This window comes from Ectothiorhodospira sp. PHS-1 (assembly GCF_000225005.1).
GTDB lineage: Bacteria > Pseudomonadota > Gammaproteobacteria > Ectothiorhodospirales > Ectothiorhodospiraceae > Ectothiorhodospira.
This window is the reverse complement of the sequence record NZ_AGBG01000038.1, coordinates 1-19,154: the sequence shown is the minus strand read 5'-3', so window position 1 is coordinate 19,154 and position 19,154 is coordinate 1. Positions and strand designations below refer to the sequence as shown.

Sequence of the window (19,154 nt, the reverse complement as noted above, 5' to 3'; positions counted from 1 at the left end):
AGACCCAGAGCACCATGGGAAAATCCACCTTCCCGCCCGGCGGGGCATGAAACACCGTGGACCTGCCGTCGGGCCCCTGCATGCTGCCCAGCACCGCACCCGCGGGCAGGAACAGGGCCGCCATGTCCAGCGCCTCGTACAGATCTCCGCCGCCGGAGTCCCGCAGATCCAGGATCAGGGGTGCGGCCCCCTCGGCGGAGGGAGGCGATGCCGCCAGCACGAAATCCAGCGTTGCCAGCAGTGCCGGACGGGTCAGGCCGCCGACGAAATCCCGCACCCTGACGATCCGCTGACCGGAGGCATCCACCAGTTCCACATCCAGGGGCCGGAATCGCTCTCGGACCATCGTCAGCCTCACCGGCGCCGCATTCAACCCCGGGGGCAACAGGGTCAGGGTGACCGTGCTGCCTTCTGTGCCCCGCAACAGGCGCAGCAGTTCAGCGGGAGCCACGCCCGTCACGGACAGCCCATCGACCTCCAGCAACCGCATGCCTTCCACGACACCGGCCAGGGCGGCACCGCCGCCCTGGTAAGGCAACAGCATGACCCCGTCCTGCTGGAATACCAGATCGGCACCGATGCCGACCCAGGCATCCCGACTGAGCATGGGGGAACGCCAGGTGCCTGCGGGAAAGTAACGGGCATGGGGATCCAGCGCCCGTAACTCCCGCTCGAAATTCGCGGCGGACAGCCCCTCCAGTACCGACTCGGCAGGTGGATGCAATGCGTGTTCCCGCATGACCTGACGAATCTCATCCAGGGGAACCGAGCCCTCACCGTTCCCATGGCCCCAGGCCGTGCCTGCGATGGCAATGGCGATGGCGCAGGCCAGAACCGTCAGCCCCCGTTTCAACGGGCAAGTTCCAGGGACAGCTGCATCAACAGCTCATATTCCTGCTGCAGGGCCTGGCGCTGCTGCTCCAGCTGGCGGCGGCGCAGATCCGCGTCGCTGTCGCCAAGCCCGTCGCCTTCCAGGGCATCCAAGGCCGATTGCTGACGTCCCATCTGCTGTTTCAGCGCCGCCAGACGGCTCTGCAGTTCCCGTACCCGCTGATCACCCCGTCCATGCTGCGCGCTCAGGGCCGCGACCTCGCGATCCAGGGACGCCACGTCCCCGTCGAGCCGTTGCAAACGGGCACGCTCCGCCGCCACCTGTCGGGTCTGCTCGGCCCTGCGGGTTTCCAGGTCACTCCGCTCGCCTTCCAGTTCCTGCTGGGTCCTGCGCAACGCCTCCAGACGCGCCTCGCGCTCCTGCACCCGGGCGTCATAGGCACCGCTGCCCAATCCCTGAATGCCGCCCAGAAGCCCGCCTTCCCGGGGGTCGGTGGAAGTGGCGCACCCACCCAGCCACAACACCATGGGCAGGGTGATCACCATCCGTCTGCAAGCCTTCATACCGACAACCTCTGATCAATGCGGGCCAGCTGGGTGCTGCCTTCCCGGAGCTGCTCCAGATTGGCCTGCAAGGCCGCAACCTCCTGCTCCAGGCGGGCGATGTAGGGGTCATCCTTGGGACGCCCCTTGCTCTCCTGGGCGAGGATGGCGTTCTGAACCTTGAGTTCGTCCTCCAGGGTCTTTTCCAGCTTCTGTGCCGTCTCGATACGTCCCCTGAGGTCATCCCGACGGGCCTGCAGGGTACGGCGGTCCGCGCTGCCGGCGTCAAAACGGGCCCGCAGGTTGCTGGACTCGGTTTCCAGCTGGGCAATTTCGCCGCTCAGACGCTGGTTGTAGGCCACCGTGGTGGTGTTGAATTCCGCCACCCGGGCGATCTCGCCGTCCAGGAAATCCTCGGTGCTGGCGTAGGCCTGCTTGCGCTTGGCTATCTCGTTGCCGACGGCCAGGCCGACCCCGCCGCCCAGCAGGGCACCCACCGCGGCACCACGTTCGCGGTCGATGGCATAGCCCAGCAGGCCGCCGATCAGGGCACCGGCGGCGGCCCCCTCTCCCCGGGTACGCTGCTGGTCATCCATGGTGGCGCACCCGCTCAGCAATGCCGCCGCGCACAGCAGTGTCAGCCCCTTGCACGTCTTGTTCATCTTCATCCCCTCATGGTCACAATCGAATGATGCATCAGCCGTCGGTGAAGCCCCGGAAACGTGCCCGGTAGTCTTCCAGCCAGCGATCCAGGTCGGCCCGCCGCTGCTCGTTGAAGTCCTCCGCATGGGACTTGAGCAGTTCCAGCACCACCTGCTCGCGCCTGGGTGTCTCACGGGCGGCCAGGGCGGCAAAGGCCTGTTCAATGTAGGCCGGCTCGTAATCGCCCAGGGTGGAAACCTTGTCCCGGTAGCCCTGCAATTGCGCCCGGGCGGCCTCGTCCAGATCCCTGATTGAGGCCTCCACCGCCGTCACCTGCTCCTGGTAGCGGGTGGACAGTTCCGCCAGCCGGCGGGCGGTTTCCAGACTGCCTTCAAGACGCTGGAGACGGGACAGGTAGACACTCAGGTTCACCCCGTTGCGGGCGGCATCCTGGGCCAGACTGCGGGCACTCTCCCGCTGGGCCATATCCAGTCGCTCCCTGGCCCGGTCCATGTGGGCCTGCACCGCCGTCAGCGGTTCCCTGAGCGCGGCATTCTCCTGCATCAGCCGGGCCAGGATGGGCTCCACCGTCCCCAGTTGCACCGAGGCCTGGGCCACCAGGTTGTCCAGGGTGCGCCCCACGGGCATGGTGCGTCGCCACTCCGCCCGGTACTGGTCGTATTCCTGCTCGATGCGCTGGCGCTGGGCGGTACTGACCACCACGTTGGCGCCGATGGCCAGACGCACGCCGGTATTGAAGGACCGGCGTTCCTCCATGCGCCCCTGGTCCGGATTCCAGGCATAGGCATCCAGCTCGGCCCTCAGGGCACTTCTGAGTTCAGCCGGCGGCGTGGAGACACTGCCGCCCCGGACGGCGATCCCGCCCGGCTTGCCCTGCCAGACCTCGGGCCGGAACAGGCCGGCGGTCATTTCCTGGGCATTACCCAGCAAGTCATGGAACCCCAGGGCATCGGCCCGGCGCAGGCCGACCGACCGCAACTGATGACGGGCATTGCCCAGATGCCAGGCATATTCATTGATCTCCCGCTCGGCAAAGGGCAGACGATCATTGAAGGTACCTGCCTGCAGGGCCGGCAACCCCCCTCGGGCCGTATATTCCCATTCATCCTCGGTGGGCAAGCGCAGGAAGCCGGGCACGCCATCCACCCGGGGCAGTGCCTTGACGCGTTCCGGGTGTGCCGGATCGAACAGCCACTGGTTGTAGCGACGCACGAAGGCCTGGATGTCCTGATGGCTGACGAAGGTCAGCGGCAGGGTCAGGGCATCCCGCAGTGCCCGCCCCTACAGGGTCGGTAATTTCTGATCCTCCGGGTCGCCGCTGACCGCCAGCAGGGATTCCATGCCCATCACCGCCACATACTGGGCCCGGGTCAGTTCGTACTTGGCCAGGATGATGTCCCAGTCCTGCCCGTCCGCGCTGGGAAACGAACCGCTGATCTGAGTGCGCTGCAAACCCTCGAAGATCCCGCCGGCCGCATCCCCGATCTGGATGATGCGGTCCTGATCGCCCCAGAACCCGCTGCCCGGGACCCGCACCGCCCGGAACACCATCTCGGCGTTGTCGGGCATGGGCAGAACGATGTCGCCCGGCGCCGGACGAGGGTTGAAGAAGGTGGGCGTGAGCCCCTCGTCGGCACCGGCCCAGGGGGCCGGCAGGGCCATGATCAGCAGCATCCAGAGAAGCCGGAACCGACGATGCATGGATGTACGCCGTTCATTGTTCACGGATGGCCTCCGCGGGATCGATATGAGTGGCGCGCCAGGCGGCCACCAGGGAAGCCAGCACCGCCAGCGACAAGGTGGCGACGATGGCCGTCAGGACATGGCTCGGCGGCAGGGCGCAAAAGCGCTCACCGGGCGCCAGCTCACCGGCAAAGGTACGGTTGATGGTCATGGCCAGGGCGGCGTAGCCGGCAAAGGCGGCCAGCAGCCCCAGGGCGGCGATCATGGCCCCTTCCGCCACCGGGAAGAAAAACACATGCCGGCGCGCCAACCCCAGCAGACGCAACACGCCCAGGTCCCGCCGCAAACGTTCCACGGAAGCGTAGAGACTGGCGATCAGGACCGCCGTCCCACCGCTGATCCCCAGCAGGGCGATCAGCTGGAACAAACGGCTCAGTCCGGCATCCAGGATCCGGATGCGTTCGATGGCTTCCACCTCGGCGATGAACTCGATGCCCTGGGCTTCCAGCCTGCGCGCCAGATCGGGGACATCGTCGATGCCCTGGGCATAGAGACGAAATCCCCGATACCCCCCCCGCGCCATCTCGAAACGACGCCCCTCCGGATCGTGGATCACGGCCCGCTGGGTGGCTGTGCGCAATACCCCCAACAGTTCCACCGGCACCACGGGTCGATCCAGGTCGGTCTGCCCCCGGACCCATAGTTCCAGGGCCAGGGGGGCCACGCCATCGCTGCCGAGAACCAGACGGGATGCCGGGACCTCGACATTCCCCGGCAACAGCACCGAGGCCAGACGATCTCCATCCGCGGCCGTCCCGGTGAAGCCGCCCCAGGGCAAGGGGTCCAGCCCCAGAGACGCCGCCTGTTCCGGGGTCAGAGACAACCCCGCCGGCGACCCGGGTAGTCCCGTTCCGGCATGGAGCCTGACCTGCGTCACATAGGGCAGCAGCCAGCGTTCCTGACCCCTGAGCTTCTGTTCGATGGCGCGCAGATTGGAGAGGGTGATGGCCGTCCCCGGTGTCAGCAGTTCATAGGCATGCAGGCGCGACGGCGGGGTGAAGCCCAGCAGGGCGCGGATGCGTTCCGAAGATGCCTCCTGCATCCGGGCGAAGCCGGTATTGATCACCAGGCCGGTGCGCGCAATGGGATCCAGCGGACTCTCCAGCAGGAGGATGGCGCCATCAAAGCTCAAATGAGGCTCCGGCGTCTCTCCAGGCCAGCCCCGGCGGGACGCACCGTAGCCTTCCTTGTAGGCTTCCACATCCAGTACCAGCGACAGGGGGGCGTAGATCCGGGGCAGATGTCCGGCCCGGGATGCCAATACGGAGACGATCTCCAGCACTTCCTCGGCCTGCTCGGTGCGCCCGGCCCGCGACCGCGTCACCCGCACCGTGAGCCGATCACCGGCGGCCACTCCCAGGCGCCGCGCTGCCTCATGACTGAGCACCAGCTGGTCCTCGCCGGGGATGCGGGCGCCGTTTTCCAGCAGCAGCGGGTCTCCCGCCGCCGTGGGCACCAGATCAAAAAGCTCCGTCCTGCCGGTCCCCGGATGCACCACCTGCAGCACCGAGGAGAGGGGCAGGATGGTCGGCGTGACAAAGGCCACCCCGGGCCACCGGGCCGCCTCGTCGAACCAGGCGGGGGCATACTGTCGGGTCTGGGCGGGCCGGATCTCCCGGAATACCGGGTCCTCCACCAGGCGCTCGCGCAGGGTCTCGATGGTGCCGTGCTTGAGTCCCATCAGCACCAGCAGGGGGGCAATCACCGCCGCCAGGGCCACCACCAGGCACAGGGTGAGAATCCAGTCATGGCGCAGATGGGAAGCCGCCAGGGCGGGAATGAGTCGAAACGGGCTCGGCCGTGGCATGGACACCTACCGTCCGGCAGGGAGCGGACGACAGACGGAGCGAGTCCTTTGCGCGGTAATCTGTTGTACGTCGAAGGTATAGAAACGGTCGGCATGGTCACTGACCAGATCCACGTCATGGGTGACCATCACCACCGCCATGTCTTCATCCCGTGCCAGGGCATGAAAATCCTGCATGATGTCCCGGGCGCGGGTCTTGTCCACCGCCGCCGTGGGTTCATCGGCCAGCACCAGACGGGGGGAATGGGCCAGGGCCCTGGCAATGGCCACCCGCTGACGCTGCCCCACCGACAGAGCATGGGGCATGCGATCCAGGCAGACCGTCACTCCCAGACGCCGGGCGAGGTCGCTAATGCGCTGCGCCTGCCCGGCCCCGGATGCGCCCCGGCAAACGGATGTTGTCACGCACGCTGACAAAGGGCAGCAGCCCGCCGGTCTGCAGCACATAGCCCAGATAGTCGCGTCTCAACCCCGCCAGTTCGGCCTCCCGGGAACGGTTCCAGAGTACCCGCACGTCGATGGACGGGGTATCCCGGCGAGGCTTGAACTGAAACCGATCCGCCTCCGTGGGTTCCATCACCATCGCCAACAGATCCAGCAGCGTGCTCTTGCCGCAACCGCTGGCACCCACCACTGCCACCATTTCTCCGGCAGTCACCGAGAAGGCCGGAACCTCCAGCTCAAAACGACTCCCCCCCTGCTCCCGGTGCTTGACGACCCCTTCCAGGCTGACCATGGCCGTGGACATGCCTTGCATCCTCACCATTCGCTCAGGGCAAATAATCAAGATGCAGCGGATAGACCATGTCCCTGTCTTCATCGGCATCGTTGAGACGGAACCAGGCATCCACCTGTTCGTTGATGGCCCGGTACTGCTCCAGCTTGGCCAGGATGCTCCACTCCAGCTGGGAGCGCTGCTCCGTGGTCATGCTGGCAAACATCTCATCGGTCAGGGACAGGATGTCGCTGCGATAGGGCAGGCTCTGGATGAAGGCGGGCAGCAGACCCGTCTCCGCCAGACGGGCGCCCCGACCGATCTCCTCCGGTCGCTTCATGGTCTGTCCGGCCACGCCCTGCAGGGCCTCGAAGAACTGGGCCTGGGTCACCTCGGCCCGCATCAGGGCCTGCACTACCATGTCCAGGGACTGGGCCAGAGAGCTGAGCTGCTCCCGGTTCACCAGTACGCGCACCTCCAGGGCCCGGTCGGCGGGATTCACCAGGTCACGATCCAGCGACCAGGCCACCACATCCTTGGGCGGATGGGCATCCCGCCCGATGTATTCCACCATGGCCGCCTTCCAGAGACTTTCCACCGACTCCGGCACCGACACCGGCGCGTTCGCGCTGCCAGGCAATTCGGCACCGATGGTGGTGGTGAGCAGCTGGCTGATACCGCCGGTCACCCGGTCCGCCAGGAATTGATATTCGGCTTCCTCAAAGGCATTGACCGCTTCCAGGGCGGAGCGGGACTCATCGCCGCGAACGCGGGAAAGCCGGCTGAACTGGGCATGGGCAATGGGATGATCCTCCACTGCCCGGGGGTCCTGCAGATGAATGGCAAGCAGGTGAACCTGGGCATCATCCAGTTCCCGGCGCAGGTCCGTTTCATCCCTGCCGGTGACGTTCTGAGGATGCCCCTTGGGATGGGAACTGGCATCCCCGATCATGATCATGAAACGCAGGGCCCCCTCGCGCCACTGGCTGCGCAAGGCCGCATCCACGCCGGCAAAGACCTCCTCGGCATAATCCAGACTGCCCACCTGCGTGGCCCGAGCGGAATTGCCCAGCAGTTCCACCAGCGTGTTGCCGTCCACCAGGGTCGGCGTATGGTTGCGGGTCACGTATTCCAGGGCAGGAATCACCTGGGTGGAGTCCCGGAATGTCACCAGACCGAAGCGGAAGCGGTCGGCGGTTTCGCCGGTGAAGCGGCGGGTCATGCGGATCACCGCCTCGCGGGTCATGTCGATGAAGGGCTGCATGCTGCGGGTGGTGTCGATCACGAATACCACGTCCACGTTCAGATCACCGGCACTGCTGCCGGCCTGGGTTCTGCCCACCTGGGACTGGGTCCGATAGGATGCGTCCTCCAGGGTGTCGGCACCGCGCTGACGCGGCACCGCGGCCGCCAGTTGCAGCAAGCGGGCATCGTCGCCGTGGATTCTGGTCTCCCGCCAGTCAATGATGGGCAACATGTAGAACTGACGGGTGATGTCAACGAAACGGGCCGGCTCCATGCTGATCACGGAATCGGGCACCTCGCCCTTGCCGATGCCCTGATAAATGGCCCTGGCTCGTCCCGCCATGTCCATGTCATCCACCACGGCTTCCAGGGCCTGGAGATCCCGGAACATCAGCACCGGACTGCGTCCTTCGATGGCATCCCCCGGGTGGGTATAGGACACCAGCAGTGCCTGCCGCCACTCCAGCAGATCCCTGGCCTGCATCCAGCCGTCGGACTGGGTCCGACCGGCGCCGACCCGGTACCATCCCCGAGGATCCGCTCCCTGGGTGAAGTCCAGGTCGCGGCGTTCGAACACATAGAGGGGGCGAAAAGCCGGCACATTGGCCATGGCGATCATGCCCTCTTCCGCCCGGGGTTCCCGGTAGATGTGGGAAAAGGGCCTTGGCAATCCCCTGAGCGGCAGATCGGTGGCAATCTCCAGACAGGGGGTATCGCCGGAACAACGTATCTCGTCTTCCCGGACGCTGCCGGCAGAAGCGGACTCATGCCCCTCGGTGCCTTCAAGCGCCCAGAGCGCGGAGGTAGGCGAAGGATGACCCACGGTCCCCTCCAGGGCCGAAAGATCGGCCACGGCGGGCGTGCTCAGCAAAAACAGCCCCACCCAGACAGAAGCGCGACTGATGGCTCGATCAGGATCAGACGCAGATTTCATCGGCAACGCTCCAGACAGGTTCAGGATAACCACTATTGTGCGCCCGACCACCTGTCCCAATAAGTCGTCAGCCTGTCAACCACACATTGGAGCCATGTAAACCATCATGTAGACTCCCGCACAAGATCAGCAACTTGGGATGTCAATGACGCTTGCTCCCCAACATCTGATAAGGATCGGCATCGCATCCTTCTTCATTGCCTGGCTGACCGCATTCCCGATGTCGGGAATGTTGCTGACTCAGGAGCACATGATGGCGTGGTTCCTGGCCCCCCATGTGCTTTCCCTTTTCGGGCTGGGACACCTCGCAGCCGGGGTACCGCCGCAACGACTCCAGCAACTGACGCGCGTGGCCCTGGTGGGAACGGTCGGCCTGAGCCTGTTGGCCCTGGAACTGGAGGGTGTCTGGCTGGCCGGCCTCATGGTGCTTCTGGGTATCATCTCCGCACCGGTCTCCCTGCGCATGGGGCAATATCTCAAGGCCTCCGAACGCCCCATCGTCTTTGCGGCACTGGCGCTGGCGACGGGTAACCTGCTGACCCTGATGGTCGGCCTGGCCCCCCTTTCCCCCCAACTCAAGCTCACTTTCGTCAGCGTCCTGCTGCTGTTCCTGCTCGCCCCCTCGGGTTTCGGACTTGTCCGCCAGGAGCCGGCCACCACGCAGATACGGCAATTATTGGTGTACCTGCCCTTCATCTTCGTGTTCCAGATCGTCTCGGGATTGATGTACGGCGGTCTGATCCCGGCCTATGAGGCCCATGCCGTCGCTCCCGGGCTGGAGGTGATCTTCTACGGCGCCGGGGCCATCGGCTGTCTCTGGCTGGTCAAATACACCCAACCCACCGCCATGCTGATCGGCGTGGTCTCGGCCCTGACGGCGTTCGCCCTCTGGTCGCTGCTGCCCAGTGGGGCGGGCATCCACGGGGCCATGTTCTTCATGATGGTGGCGGCCGGCATCATTGATCTGCTGCTGCTGTTCCTGGTGCTGAAGCAGACGGATCTGGTCCGTGCCTATGGTTACGGCGTCGGGGTACTCTGCGGGGGGATCCTGGTGGGACATCTGCTGAGCATGGCTCTGGGAGGGGCGGCCGATACCATTGCCTTTATCGGCCTGATTCTGCTGAACATGGCCGTGCTCAGCCTGTATCTTCCCAGGAGAAAATCCGAAGTCCAGGCAGTCGATGAACCTGCCGAACAGACGCCGGAGACGCGGTTACCCGACACCCTCGTCCAGATCCTGTCGGACCAGGAACAGCAGGTATTGCGCCAGGTGTTGACCGAAAAGACCTATCGGGAGGTCGCCGATACCCTGTCCATCTCCGAATCGTCGGTCAAGACGTACATGCATCGCATTTTCCAGAAAACCGGGGTCTACCGGCGGCATCAGCTACTGGAGTTGATCCGTAACCCGCGGGCGGGACTGCATGCCGTCCAGAAAAAAGTGACGGATCCCGACAAGAAAGCCAAGGTGGCCTGACCCCAACGGGGACGGCCAAGGTCACTGGGGTTGGGGACAAGCCCCCCACGGAAGACTCCGTGGGGGGGATAAAGATCAGCTCTCCCGTTCTGGGGCCAGATGCCAGTGCTCCGGCGACCGCCACAGCCCCGACAGCAACAGCTCCCGCATGAAGAAGAACTCCTTGGGCAACTTGTCATAGAGCTTGAAGAACAGCTCCTCGTGGGCCATCAGTTCCTCTTTCCAGGCCTCGCGATCCACTTCCATGACCTTGTCGAAATCCCTCATGGAGAAATCCAGGCCCTTGAAGTCGATGTCGTTGTAATGGGGCATCCAGCCGATGGGGCTCTCCACCGCCGAAGTCCTGCCTCTGACGCGATCAATGACCCACTTGAGCACTCGCATGTTCTCGCCGAAACCGGGCCAGGCAAAGTTGCCGTGTTCATCCTTGCGGAACCAGTTGACCCCGAAGATGCGCGGCGGGGACGGCAGATCGCGACCGAATTGCAACCAGTGATTAAAATAATCCCCCATGTGATAGCCGGCAAAGGGCAGCATGGCGAAGGGATCCCGACGCACCTGCCCCAGCTTGCCGAAGGCAGCGGCAGTCATCTCCGAGCCCATGGTGGCCGCCAGGTAGACCCCGAAACTCCAGTTGAAAGACTGATACACCAGGGGAATGGTGGTACTTCTGCGGCCACCAAAGATGAAGGCACTGATCGGCACCCCCCTGGGGTTTTCCCACTCGGGATCAATGCTCGGGCATTGACCGGCCGGCACCGTGAAACGGGCATTGGGGTGGGCCACCGGCTTGCCGGAGGACGGGTCGTACACCGCGCCGGTCCAGGTGATGGTGCCCTTGGGCGGCTCATCGCTCATGCCCTCCCACCAGACATCCCCGTCCGGTGTCACCCCCACATTGGTGAAGATGGCATTGGCCTTGACCGTTTCCATGGCATTGGGATTGGTCTTGTAGTTGGTGCCCGGCGCCACTCCGAAATAGCCCGCCTCGGGGTTGATGGCATAGAGCTGTCCGGATGAGTCGGGCTTGATCCAGGCGATGTCGTCACCCACCGTCGTGATCTTCCAGCCGTCCAGAGACTCTGGCGGGATCATCATGGCGAAATTGGTCTTGCCGCAGGCGCTGGGGAAGGCGGCCGCCAGATAGGTCTTTTCCCCTTCGGGAGATTCCGCCCCCAGGATCAGCATGTGCTCGGCCAGCCATCCCTCCTGCCGGGCCATGGACGAGGCAATGCGCAGGGCGAAGCACTTCTTACCCAGCAGGGCGTTGCCGCCGTAGCCGCTGCCGTAGGACATGATGGAGCGCTCTTCGGGGAAGTGCACGATGTACTTGGTGTCGGGATTGCAGGGCCATTTGGCATCCTGCTGACCCGGGGCCAGGGGGGCGCCCACCGAGTGCAGACACTTGACGAAATCCCCCTCGCCGAGGATATCGATGACCTTGCGGCCCATGCGGGTCATGATGCGCATGTTGACCACCACATAGGGAGAATCGCTCAGCTCCACGCCGATCTGGGAGATGGGCGAACCCAGCGGCCCCATGCTGAAGGGGATGACATACATGGTACGCCCCTGCATGCAGCCGTCGAACAGACCGTTGAGGGTCTGCTTCATGGTCTTGGGGTCTTCCCAATTGTTGGTGGGGCCCGCGTCTTCCTTGCGCAGGCTGCAGATGAAGGTACGATCCTCCACCCGGGCCACGTCGCTGGGATCGGAAAAACAGGCAAAGCTGTTGGGGCGTTTTTCCGGGTTGAGCCGGATGAAGGTCCCCTGATCCACCAACTGGCCGGTAAAGAAGTCGTATTCCTCCTGAGAGCCGTTGCACCAGTAGACCGTGTCCGGTTTGCACAGATCCGCCATCTCCTGAACCCAACGGACCAGGGCTTCGTTCCTGACCTCGCTGGAATAGTCGGCACCGGGGACTGACTGGGTTCTTGCTTGTTCGCTCATGATTCCTCTCAGGTTTGAATTGAAAATGCCTGTCTGCCGAGACTAGCGCAGCCTGCCGAGTATTGCACCCGTCGAATCAGACCGACGGCCTCAAACAAGTTCACCATCGGCATCGGCCAGCACCTGAAGATGCGCCAGAACGCTGCGCCCCAGTGCCGGGAGGTCATAACCGCCCTCCAGCACGGATACCACGCGGCCCCGGCCGTATCGGCGCGCCAGGTCCATGATCATCTCCGTCAACTCGACATAATCCGCCTCCACCAGCCGGAAACTCGCCAGCGGATCATCCACATGCGCGTCGAACCCGGCGGAGACCATCACCAGTTGTGGCGCAAAATCCTCCAGCACCGGCAGCCAGCGTGCCTTCATGGCGCTGCGCAGGGCCGGCCCATCGGTACCGGCATGCAGGGGCAGATTGAGGATATGATCGCTGCGGGTATCGGCGCCGGTGCCGGGATACAAGGGGTGCTGAAAACTGGAACACAACAGCACCCGCGGCTCATGACGGAAGATGTCTTCGGTACCGTTGCCGTGATGGACATCGAAATCGACGATGGCCACCCGCGTCAGACCATGGATCGCCATGGCATGGGCCGCCCCCACGGCAACATTGTTGAACAGGCAGAATCCCATCCCGAACCGCCGCCCGGCGTGGTGTCCCGGCGGCCGCACGCTGCAAAAGGCCGTGCTGCCGGGGGTTCCCATCACCCGGTCCACCGCCGTCACCACCGCACCCGCCGCCAGCCGGGCCGCCTCGAGGCTGTGTTCACACAGATAGGTATCGCCGGTATCGAGCATGTCCCATTGTCCCGGTGGCGGCACGGAGGCCTCTACCAGATCCAGGTACTCCGGTGCATGAACCCGTTCCAGCTGTTCACGGGTGACGGGGCGAGCCTCAAGGCGGATCACCCGCCGCCCCAAGGGGGAAGCGTCCAGGGCCTGCTCGATGGCCTGCAGACGCTCGGGACATTCAGGATGGGATGAAGGTGCCCGATGCAGCCGACAGGTTTCATGGGAGACGAAGAAGAGCGACATGGGCCGGGGATCCTGAAAAAGTGGCTGGGTTCTTCCTATTGGTATAGCCCACCGTCCGCCACCCCGTTGGCGGACCGGAAATCACGGACTCTGAAACCGGATCATGAACCCATCACCCTGTGCTTCACCCACCTCGGTTAGCAGACCGATCAGGGCCGAATCATTCCTGTCGCGGGGCGTGGCGACGGCCTCGAATTGCACCCCGCCCCGGCGAAGATCTCCGGTCACTCTCCCCTGCAGCACCAAAGGCCCCCCCCTGATCCCTCAACGTGCCCTGAAATTGATCGCCTTCGGTATAAAACCGGCCCGATAACTGTCCCAAGGGGACGGGACGATCAGCGAGAATGGCGGCATGGTGCCATTCCAGTTGCCCGCTGGCCGATTGGAGCCGGCCGTCATCGGTCATGTCCAGCCGTCGCAGGTCCAGCCGAACAGTGCCGTCCAGGCCAACGCCCCGCAGCCCCGCTCCCTCCAATATCCGTCCCAGGCGTGCGGCAGGTAACTGAGCCTAACCCTCGGTGATACGCCAGCCTGTCAGACTGCGACTGGCCACACCCTCAAACCGGCCGCCGTCGAAATATGCTTCCACGTCGGCAGCGATACGTCCGGTGACGGCCTGCATGGGTCTCAACTTCCAGGACAGGTCCACAGCCCCCAGATCCGCGCCCGCCGTCCCGGGAAAAACCACCTGTCTCACTTGGCCGGAGCCCAGGGAACCCTCAATGTCCAACCTGGCCAAGGGCTCCGGGACGGGAAGATGTCGATCGGCAAATGCCTGCAAGGGCGGTAGCGGAACCTGCGCCACTACCCAGACCGAAGCGGTCACCAGGATGGCCAGGAGGGACAATGAAAGCAACAGGGACAGGAAGAGTCGGCGCATGAGGAGATTATAAACGGAACGGTGACGGATCTGCCGAACTGTCATGTTTCACAAAGTGTTTGACACACCAAAGACAGGCTGTATAATGCGCCCTTCAACAACGACAGGCGCGTAGCTCAGCTGGTTAGAGCACCACCTTGACATGGTGGGGGTCGTTGGTTCGAGTCCAATCGCGCCTACCAAAAAATGCAGTAAAAAGAGCGGCTTACGGGATACCCGGGCCGCTTTTTTTTGTGCCTTCGGCTATCTCGGTCCGAAGCGGGTAATGCTCTCCATGAGCATGGCCATGTCCTCCACCACATCCGGGATCGACTTGCCGCCGGTGAGCTGGTGGATACGGCGATTGGCCTCCAGCGGGTCCAGCGCGTTGTTGCCGAAATCCTCCAGCACACGAACCACCTCCCCCCAGTGATTCCGGGACTGCCGAAGCGCCTCGGCAGAAGCCGGCGAGGCGGAGGTCACCCGTCCGATCTTGGCAAAATCCTTCGCCGCCCCCCTCGAAACCTCCTGCAGCCTTTCAAAATGACTCAAGGAAGGATCGTTGAGCATGTGCCAGGACTTGTAACGGGTCACATCCGCCGCCTGCTGCCCCCAGGCCCTGGAGATATTGCGTCGGTTGGAGGATAGCCAGGCCACGTCCCTGTAGCTCTCGGGATGAACGCTGGTGGTCACGTTCTCCCAGGCCTGCTGAGCACTGCGTCCGGTCACCTTGCGATAAGCCTCGTCCCAGGCCCGCTGGGCATCCCGCTGCCATTCATGCACGCCCGCGGGCCTGCCGCCTTTCTGCAATGAACGCACCAGGGCCTCATCCAGACCGATGTCATAATCCATGCCCACCGAGCCGGCACTGGCGGCATTGCGGAACTCCCGCAACGGCTGTCGATTCCAGCCACGACTGCCCATGCCCGCATGGAAACCGGCCTCCACTTCGGCATGAATCGATTTCAAATGGGCGTTGTAGGCAGCCTGGGTGCCATAGGCGCCCTGATATTTGAGAAAATTCTTTGCACTGGGATTGCCGTTGATGGCCGCCGCCTTGTTGCGAACCATGTTCTGCAGCAGGGTGATCTCACTGGCAGACCTGCCCGCCCTACCCGCCGCCAGAAGCTGTTGCTGGCTGGCCTGAAACTCTCGCACCAGACGCTCGCCCTCGGCACGTGCCCGATGGAATTCCGCCTGGGCCTGGCGATCCGCGGCCGAAGGCAGCGCCATCGGCCGCTGCCCGGCGCCGGAGGCCCCCTGGGTTTGCTGCCGAGTCCCTGCCCCACCCCCGAGCAGCCTGCTGAAGCCATATTCCATGGCCTTGGAAGTGGCAAAAGAAACCGCCCCGCGCCGGACACCCTCCATCAGGCCATCCTCCTGATAGCCGCGGACCGCCTCGGCGGCCGCGTTCACCTTGGGTCCCATGTAGGCCGCGGTCTGCAACATCGCCTCCCTCGACCCCCCCTGTATGTACCCGGTGATGCCCTGGTAGGCCAGATTGGCGGGGCGCCCTCCGAACAACGAAGCTACCATCATGCTCCGGTTGGCCGCGGCCTGAAGGGTTTCGGCGGTTTCCACCTTGTACTGATGCCAGGCCAGTTCCTCCTCGGCCCGGGCCTGCTCCAGCTCGTGGAATCCCCGTACCTGCTGGCCGATGGCAGAGGCCATCCGCTGCACGATATCCTGATCCATTTTTTGACGCACCTCTGGGGTGAGCTGGTTTTCGATGAAGCGCCGCGCCTGTTCTCGCTCATGGTCGGGCAACATCCCGCTCAACCGATACAGGGCATCCACGCCCCGGGTGAAATCCTCCATCTGCCGCTGAGACTGGCGGATGTTCTCGATAAAGCCCTGATGGGCATAGTCATCGAACACGCTGCGGGTGCGCACCAGCGTACCGGTACGAATGGAATCGATCAGATCCTGCTCCGACTGCAGGTCGGCCATGCGGGTGATGATGCGGAACTCCAGGGCGGCACGGCGCTCCGGGTCGGTCTCCACGGCCAGCTCTTCCTGCTCCCGACGCAGATAGTGCCCGATCATGGTGATGTTGTGCTCGTGAGTCTTGATCCGCGCCTGCTTTCGCTCGGCTTCGGCCTGCGCTTCGACCAGCTCAGCCTGCTGCCGTGCCGCCTCCTCCGAGCTCTGCGCCACGGGAGGCGCGGACGGCCGAGGCCCTGGGGCATCGCCGGTGGCCACAGTCACGCCGGCGGCGTGCCGGTCGAACAGGGCGTTGAACTGACGCAAGTCCTCTTGCAGGCTGGAATCCTCGCCCCAGGGGCGCTGACTCAGCCATTCCCGGGACGCCCGCTGAAACGCCGGCGTCAGGGCGAATGTGGTGCGCGCCATGTTTACATAGGCCGTCGTGATGGCTTCGGCCACCGCCAGCCCGGCATGGGCACCGACCAGGCGGGCGGCATTTTCCACCGGGTCTCCACCTTCCGCCGCCACCAACGCCTCCCGCTCCCGCGCCAACGCTGCCATCTTCTGTCGATACGCCCTTTCAAAGGTGGCGCTATCGATGTCGGAAGGATAGACCACCGCCTGGTTCGGATCGGTCAGCTGCCTGGCCTGGATGATCAGGGTATCCTCCCCATCCTCATCTTCGAATTCCGCGTGGAAATGCCCTCGGGAAAACCCATGGAACAGCCCCGGAATGAACGCGTGCTCCCCATCGCGCATGGGCAGTATCTGCACATACTCATGGGTGCCTTCCTCCTCGTCCGGCTCACCGAGGAAAAAGGCCCGGTATTCGGGATCATCCCGATCCCCCACCGCATAGACGAGAAACAGCACGGGAAAACCGGGCAGCTCGTCCATCACCATACTGCCGGCCACACCCCCTTGCCCCACCCAAAGCCCCTCATGGGGGGCATCGGGCGGCAAGGCTTCCAGAATGGCATCGATGGCGGACTGATGACGGCGGGCGGCCTCGGCCTTCTGTTCCACAGGATCGGGCGGGTCACCCAGCGCATCCATGGCACGGGTCACGTCATCCATGCGCGCCTGCAGGGCACGCATGTAGTCCTGCTGCATCAGCGCCAGATTCAATGCCGCCCGGGTGTCCGCCTCGCTGTCATAGGCGGCCGCCAGCATGGCCTCCTCCCAGGCATCATCGAACGCTTCGGCGGCCTTCGCCTGCGCCTGACGCAACACCACGAATTCCGACAACAAGGGGATCGCCGCCTTGAAGTACGCGATGATCGATGCATCGGGAAAATCAAAATAGGGTTTCCAGTAGGCCTCGAACCGCGCCTCATCCGCCGAAGACATCGGCCCCATCATCGCCCGGGTACCTTCCATGGCAATGGAGATCAGGGCGGTGTAATGGGTCTCCCCCATCTGTTCCAACGGGAACGAGGGCGGCATCGGCAAGGCCGGCAGGGAGACAAAGGCGGGTATGTGAGCGGCCTCTCCCGCCCCTTCCGCGAGACCGAGCGTATCCTGCATCTGTTGCAGGATCACGGTCAGGGTCCGGCGCGAAGCTTCGGGCAGATCGGCCGCTGCCCCGGTCAGTAGCCGCTCCAGGTCCCCAATCGTCATGGGCAATACATTGATGCCGGCCTGACGCAGGCGGACCAACTCCGAGACGGTCTGTGCCGGCAGCAGATCGAACCCCACCAGCGCCCGGACCGTCAGCGCCTCTTCCGTGCGCAACGCCTCCGGCAACAATGGCCCGGCGTGCAACCGTGAGGATTCCAGGGCCAAGGGCACCAGTGTACCCACGACCACAAGGCCGGACGCCAAGACAACCGACCGCCGAAGACTGCTGGAAGACAATCTGCTGGACACGTGTGCGCTCTCGTCAACCAAGAAGCTCATGGTTGTACGGCGCAAGCACCCCGTAAAGTCGACCGCGTGTCGACTTTATTATTCGGATGCCTTGACTGGGATTGATTCGATCACCGGCGACGCGGCTAGATCATCCGCCGCAACAACCTGCGTACCTGATCCACTTCGAAGGGCTTGTCGCAGATGGCGGACACTCCTGCCTTCTTTACCGAGGACAGCCGGGAGGCGTCCGACTCGGACGTCACCATCATCACAGGAATATGAACATAGGCGGGGTTGCCGCGGATCTCGTTGACCAGGGCCTGGCCATCCATGACCGGCATGTTGTAATCGGTCACCACCAGGTCATACTCATGCCGGCGCAACTGCTCCAGGGCCAGGGCACCGTTTTCCACCTGGTCGATGTGCTGTATCCCCACATGCTCCAGCACCCGGGACAAATGATTGCGCGCCATGCGGGAATCATCCACCAGCAACACCCTGACGTCGGCGATGTCCCGATCCTCCAGTTCCAGTTCCTCTTCCTCCAGATAATCCAGGGTCACCGTCAGGGCCCGTTCCAGATCATCCCGATCAAAGGGCTTGGGCAGCAGGGCCAGCACGCCACTCTGACGCACCGCATCCAGCTTGTCATGGTGCTGCTCGCTGGAAATGACCATCTTGGGCACCTCCACCAGGCGCGGGTCCTCCAGCATCCTGGCAAACAGCTCGGGTGCTTCCATGTCCGGCAGGTAGAAACTGGAAATCAGCAGATCCGGTATGTAGGTGGCCATGAGTTCAAGGGCGGCCGCCGCGCTGTCCACGCTTTCGATCTTGAGGATATGCCCCTCGGACAGCAGCCGGATGATGATCTGGCGCTGTGTCCGTGACGGCTCGATGAGCAAGATGGCCAGATCTTCCACACACACCCTTTGACGCATGAATCAGTCCCGTTCCGGTTAACCAGGATTGGATGCCGATGCCGCACACAGGGGGTGCATCGGTACCACGGAACCATCATGCCTCATTCAGGCAAGATGCTGAAGACGAGAAACGCAGGAACATGCCGCCGGACAACTCAGAGGGCATGGGAGACAGATAGGAGGGGGGGGTGGTGCCCATGGGCAGGATCGAACTGCCGACCTCTCCCTTACCAAGGGAGTGCTCTACCACTGAGCCACATGGGCAAGACACTTGAAAAACAACACACCCTGCAGCCTTCTGCTCCAGGGATTCAAAAATGGCGGAGTGGACGGGACTCGAACCCGCGACCCCCGGCGTGACAGGCCGGTATTCTAACCAACTGAACTACCACTCCAGCTTGCTTCACCACACTGCCTGTGTGATGGAGGCGCATTATAACGGCTTTTTTGAAAAATGCACGAAAAATTTCAATCGCCGAATCGGTACCGATTCAGGGTCAAATCTCCAGCAGGCTGTCGCTGGCGCACGCCTCCAGGAAGCCTTCCAAAAAAAACCGGCGGCATTCACTGCCGGGCAAGGTACTGCCCCTTACACACCCGAATCGGACGACACGCCGGTCAGGCCGCCTGCCGACGTGCCTCCATGAACTACCAT

15 protein-coding genes, 3 tRNA genes and 1 pseudogene are annotated in these 19,154 nt (G+C 63.8%); 2 read left to right on the top strand and 17 right to left on the bottom strand.

Annotation, left to right across the window (positions count from 1 at the left end; all coding sequences use genetic code 11):
- The 9 genes from ECTPHS_RS12415 to ECTPHS_RS12385 form a co-directional block, all read right to left on the bottom strand.
- Positions 1-853: S41 family peptidase (locus ECTPHS_RS12415; protein WP_008933100.1), on the bottom strand; the 853-nt coding region annotated here is incomplete at its 3' end.
- Positions 850-1,395 (bottom strand): hypothetical protein, encoded by a 546-nt coding sequence (locus ECTPHS_RS12410; RefSeq protein ID WP_238616924.1) that lies wholly within the window; start codon positions 1,393-1,395, stop codon positions 850-852. The genes ECTPHS_RS12415 and ECTPHS_RS12410, both read right to left, overlap by 4 nt.
- Entirely contained in the window at positions 1,392-2,036 is a 645-nt protein-coding gene (locus ECTPHS_RS12405) for a glycine zipper domain-containing protein (RefSeq protein WP_040405977.1), read from the bottom strand. Before ECTPHS_RS12405 ends, ECTPHS_RS12410 begins: the two co-directional genes overlap by 4 nt.
- 34 nt (positions 2,037-2,070) lie before the next feature.
- Positions 2,071-3,291, bottom strand: coding sequence for an SUMF1/EgtB/PvdO family nonheme iron enzyme (locus ECTPHS_RS12400; protein WP_256364691.1), 1,221 nt, complete (start codon positions 3,289-3,291; stop codon positions 2,071-2,073).
- Between the two features lie 27 nt (positions 3,292-3,318).
- Positions 3,319-3,738, bottom strand: a complete 420-nt coding sequence (locus tag ECTPHS_RS15280; protein WP_246828373.1) for a hypothetical protein — start codon at positions 3,736-3,738, stop codon at positions 3,319-3,321.
- 13 nt (positions 3,739-3,751) lie between these two features.
- Positions 3,752-5,587: an ABC transporter permease gene (locus tag ECTPHS_RS12395; RefSeq protein ID WP_008933097.1), complete on the bottom strand. Its 1,836-nt coding sequence runs from the start codon at positions 5,585-5,587 to the stop codon at positions 3,752-3,754.
- Between the two features lie 6 nt (positions 5,588-5,593).
- Entirely contained in the window at positions 5,594-5,893 is a 300-nt protein-coding gene (locus tag ECTPHS_RS15275) for an ATP-binding cassette domain-containing protein (RefSeq protein WP_246828372.1), read from the bottom strand.
- Positions 5,894-5,936: 43 nt separating this feature from the next.
- On the bottom strand, positions 5,937-6,335 hold the full coding sequence (locus ECTPHS_RS15270) for an ATP-binding cassette domain-containing protein (RefSeq protein ID WP_246828371.1): 399 nt from the start codon (positions 6,333-6,335) through the stop codon (positions 5,937-5,939).
- Positions 6,336-6,357: 22 nt separating this feature from the next.
- Complete coding sequence (locus ECTPHS_RS12385; protein ID WP_050814266.1) at positions 6,358-8,481, bottom strand: vWA domain-containing protein; 2,124 nt, start codon at positions 8,479-8,481, stop codon at positions 6,358-6,360.
- Between the two features lie 229 nt (positions 8,482-8,710).
- On the opposite strand from ECTPHS_RS12385, the gene ECTPHS_RS12380 reads away from it, so the two are divergent.
- Positions 8,711-9,958: a helix-turn-helix transcriptional regulator gene (locus tag ECTPHS_RS12380; protein ID WP_168044671.1), complete on the top strand. Its 1,248-nt coding sequence runs from the start codon at positions 8,711-8,713 to the stop codon at positions 9,956-9,958.
- A gap of 75 nt (positions 9,959-10,033) precedes the next feature.
- Here the strand turns inward: ECTPHS_RS12380 and ECTPHS_RS12375 are convergent, their stop codons facing one another.
- The 4 genes and pseudogenes from ECTPHS_RS12375 to ECTPHS_RS12365 all read right to left on the bottom strand — a co-directional run bounded on the left by ECTPHS_RS12375 (position 10,034) and on the right by ECTPHS_RS12365 (position 13,823).
- Positions 10,034-11,908: a phosphoenolpyruvate carboxykinase (GTP) gene (locus ECTPHS_RS12375; protein ID WP_008933094.1), complete on the bottom strand. Its 1,875-nt coding sequence runs from the start codon at positions 11,906-11,908 to the stop codon at positions 10,034-10,036.
- A 90-nt stretch (positions 11,909-11,998) separates the two neighbouring features.
- Positions 11,999-12,943 (bottom strand): histone deacetylase family protein, encoded by a 945-nt coding sequence (locus ECTPHS_RS12370; RefSeq protein ID WP_008933093.1) that lies wholly within the window; start codon positions 12,941-12,943, stop codon positions 11,999-12,001.
- 160 nt (positions 12,944-13,103) lie between these two features.
- Positions 13,104-13,436: pseudogene (gene gspN / locus ECTPHS_RS15425) on the bottom strand (type II secretion system protein N); the annotation flags it as partial.
- Between the two features lie 15 nt (positions 13,437-13,451).
- Complete coding sequence (locus tag ECTPHS_RS12365; protein WP_008933090.1) at positions 13,452-13,823, bottom strand: type II secretion system protein N; 372 nt, start codon at positions 13,821-13,823, stop codon at positions 13,452-13,454.
- A 105-nt stretch (positions 13,824-13,928) separates the two neighbouring features.
- On the opposite strand from ECTPHS_RS12365, the gene ECTPHS_RS12360 reads away from it, so the two are divergent.
- Positions 13,929-14,005, top strand: a tRNA-Val gene (locus tag ECTPHS_RS12360).
- A 61-nt stretch (positions 14,006-14,066) separates the two neighbouring features.
- On the opposite strand, the gene ECTPHS_RS12355 is transcribed toward ECTPHS_RS12360, so the two are convergent.
- The 4 genes from ECTPHS_RS12355 to ECTPHS_RS12340 form a co-directional block, all read right to left on the bottom strand.
- On the bottom strand, positions 14,067-17,552 hold the full coding sequence (locus ECTPHS_RS12355; protein WP_008933089.1) for a hypothetical protein: 3,486 nt from the start codon (positions 17,550-17,552) through the stop codon (positions 14,067-14,069).
- A 170-nt stretch (positions 17,553-17,722) separates the two neighbouring features.
- The gene (locus ECTPHS_RS12350; RefSeq protein ID WP_008933088.1) at positions 17,723-18,517 is read right to left on the bottom strand and encodes a response regulator; all 795 of its coding nucleotides are present in this window, start codon (positions 18,515-18,517) and stop codon (positions 17,723-17,725) included.
- 171 nt (positions 18,518-18,688) lie between these two features.
- Positions 18,689-18,763, bottom strand: a tRNA-Thr gene (locus ECTPHS_RS12345).
- Positions 18,764-18,817: 54 nt separating this feature from the next.
- Positions 18,818-18,894, bottom strand: a tRNA-Asp gene (locus tag ECTPHS_RS12340).
- Between the last annotated feature and the right edge of the window lie 260 nt (positions 18,895-19,154).

Coding starts and splice junctions, on each gene's coding strand:
- ECTPHS_RS12410 (WP_238616924.1), bottom strand. CDS start 1,395: ATGAAGGCTTGCAGACGGATGGTGATCACCCTGCCCATGGTGTTGTGG.
- ECTPHS_RS12405 (WP_040405977.1), bottom strand. CDS start 2,036: ATGAACAAGACGTGCAAGGGGCTGACACTGCTGTGCGCGGCGGCATTG.
- ECTPHS_RS15280 (WP_246828373.1), bottom strand. CDS start 3,738: ATGCATCGTCGGTTCCGGCTTCTCTGGATGCTGCTGATCATGGCCCTG.
- ECTPHS_RS12395 (WP_008933097.1), bottom strand. CDS start 5,587: ATGCCACGGCCGAGCCCGTTTCGACTCATTCCCGCCCTGGCGGCTTCC.
- ECTPHS_RS15275 (WP_246828372.1), bottom strand. CDS start 5,893: ATGCCCCATGCTCTGTCGGTGGGGCAGCGTCAGCGGGTGGCCATTGCC.
- ECTPHS_RS15270 (WP_246828371.1), bottom strand. CDS start 6,335: ATGTCCACGGCCATGGTCAGCCTGGAAGGGGTCGTCAAGCACCGGGAG.
- ECTPHS_RS12385 (WP_050814266.1), bottom strand. CDS start 8,481: ATGAAATCTGCGTCTGATCCTGATCGAGCCATCAGTCGCGCTTCTGTC.
- ECTPHS_RS12380 (WP_168044671.1), top strand. CDS start 8,711: ATGTTGCTGACTCAGGAGCACATGATGGCGTGGTTCCTGGCCCCCCAT.
- ECTPHS_RS12375 (WP_008933094.1), bottom strand. CDS start 11,908: ATGAGCGAACAAGCAAGAACCCAGTCAGTCCCCGGTGCCGACTATTCC.
- ECTPHS_RS12370 (WP_008933093.1), bottom strand. CDS start 12,943: ATGTCGCTCTTCTTCGTCTCCCATGAAACCTGTCGGCTGCATCGGGCA.
- ECTPHS_RS12365 (WP_008933090.1), bottom strand. CDS start 13,823: ATGCGCCGACTCTTCCTGTCCCTGTTGCTTTCATTGTCCCTCCTGGCC.
- ECTPHS_RS12350 (WP_008933088.1), bottom strand. CDS start 18,517: ATGCGTCAAAGGGTGTGTGTGGAAGATCTGGCCATCTTGCTCATCGAG.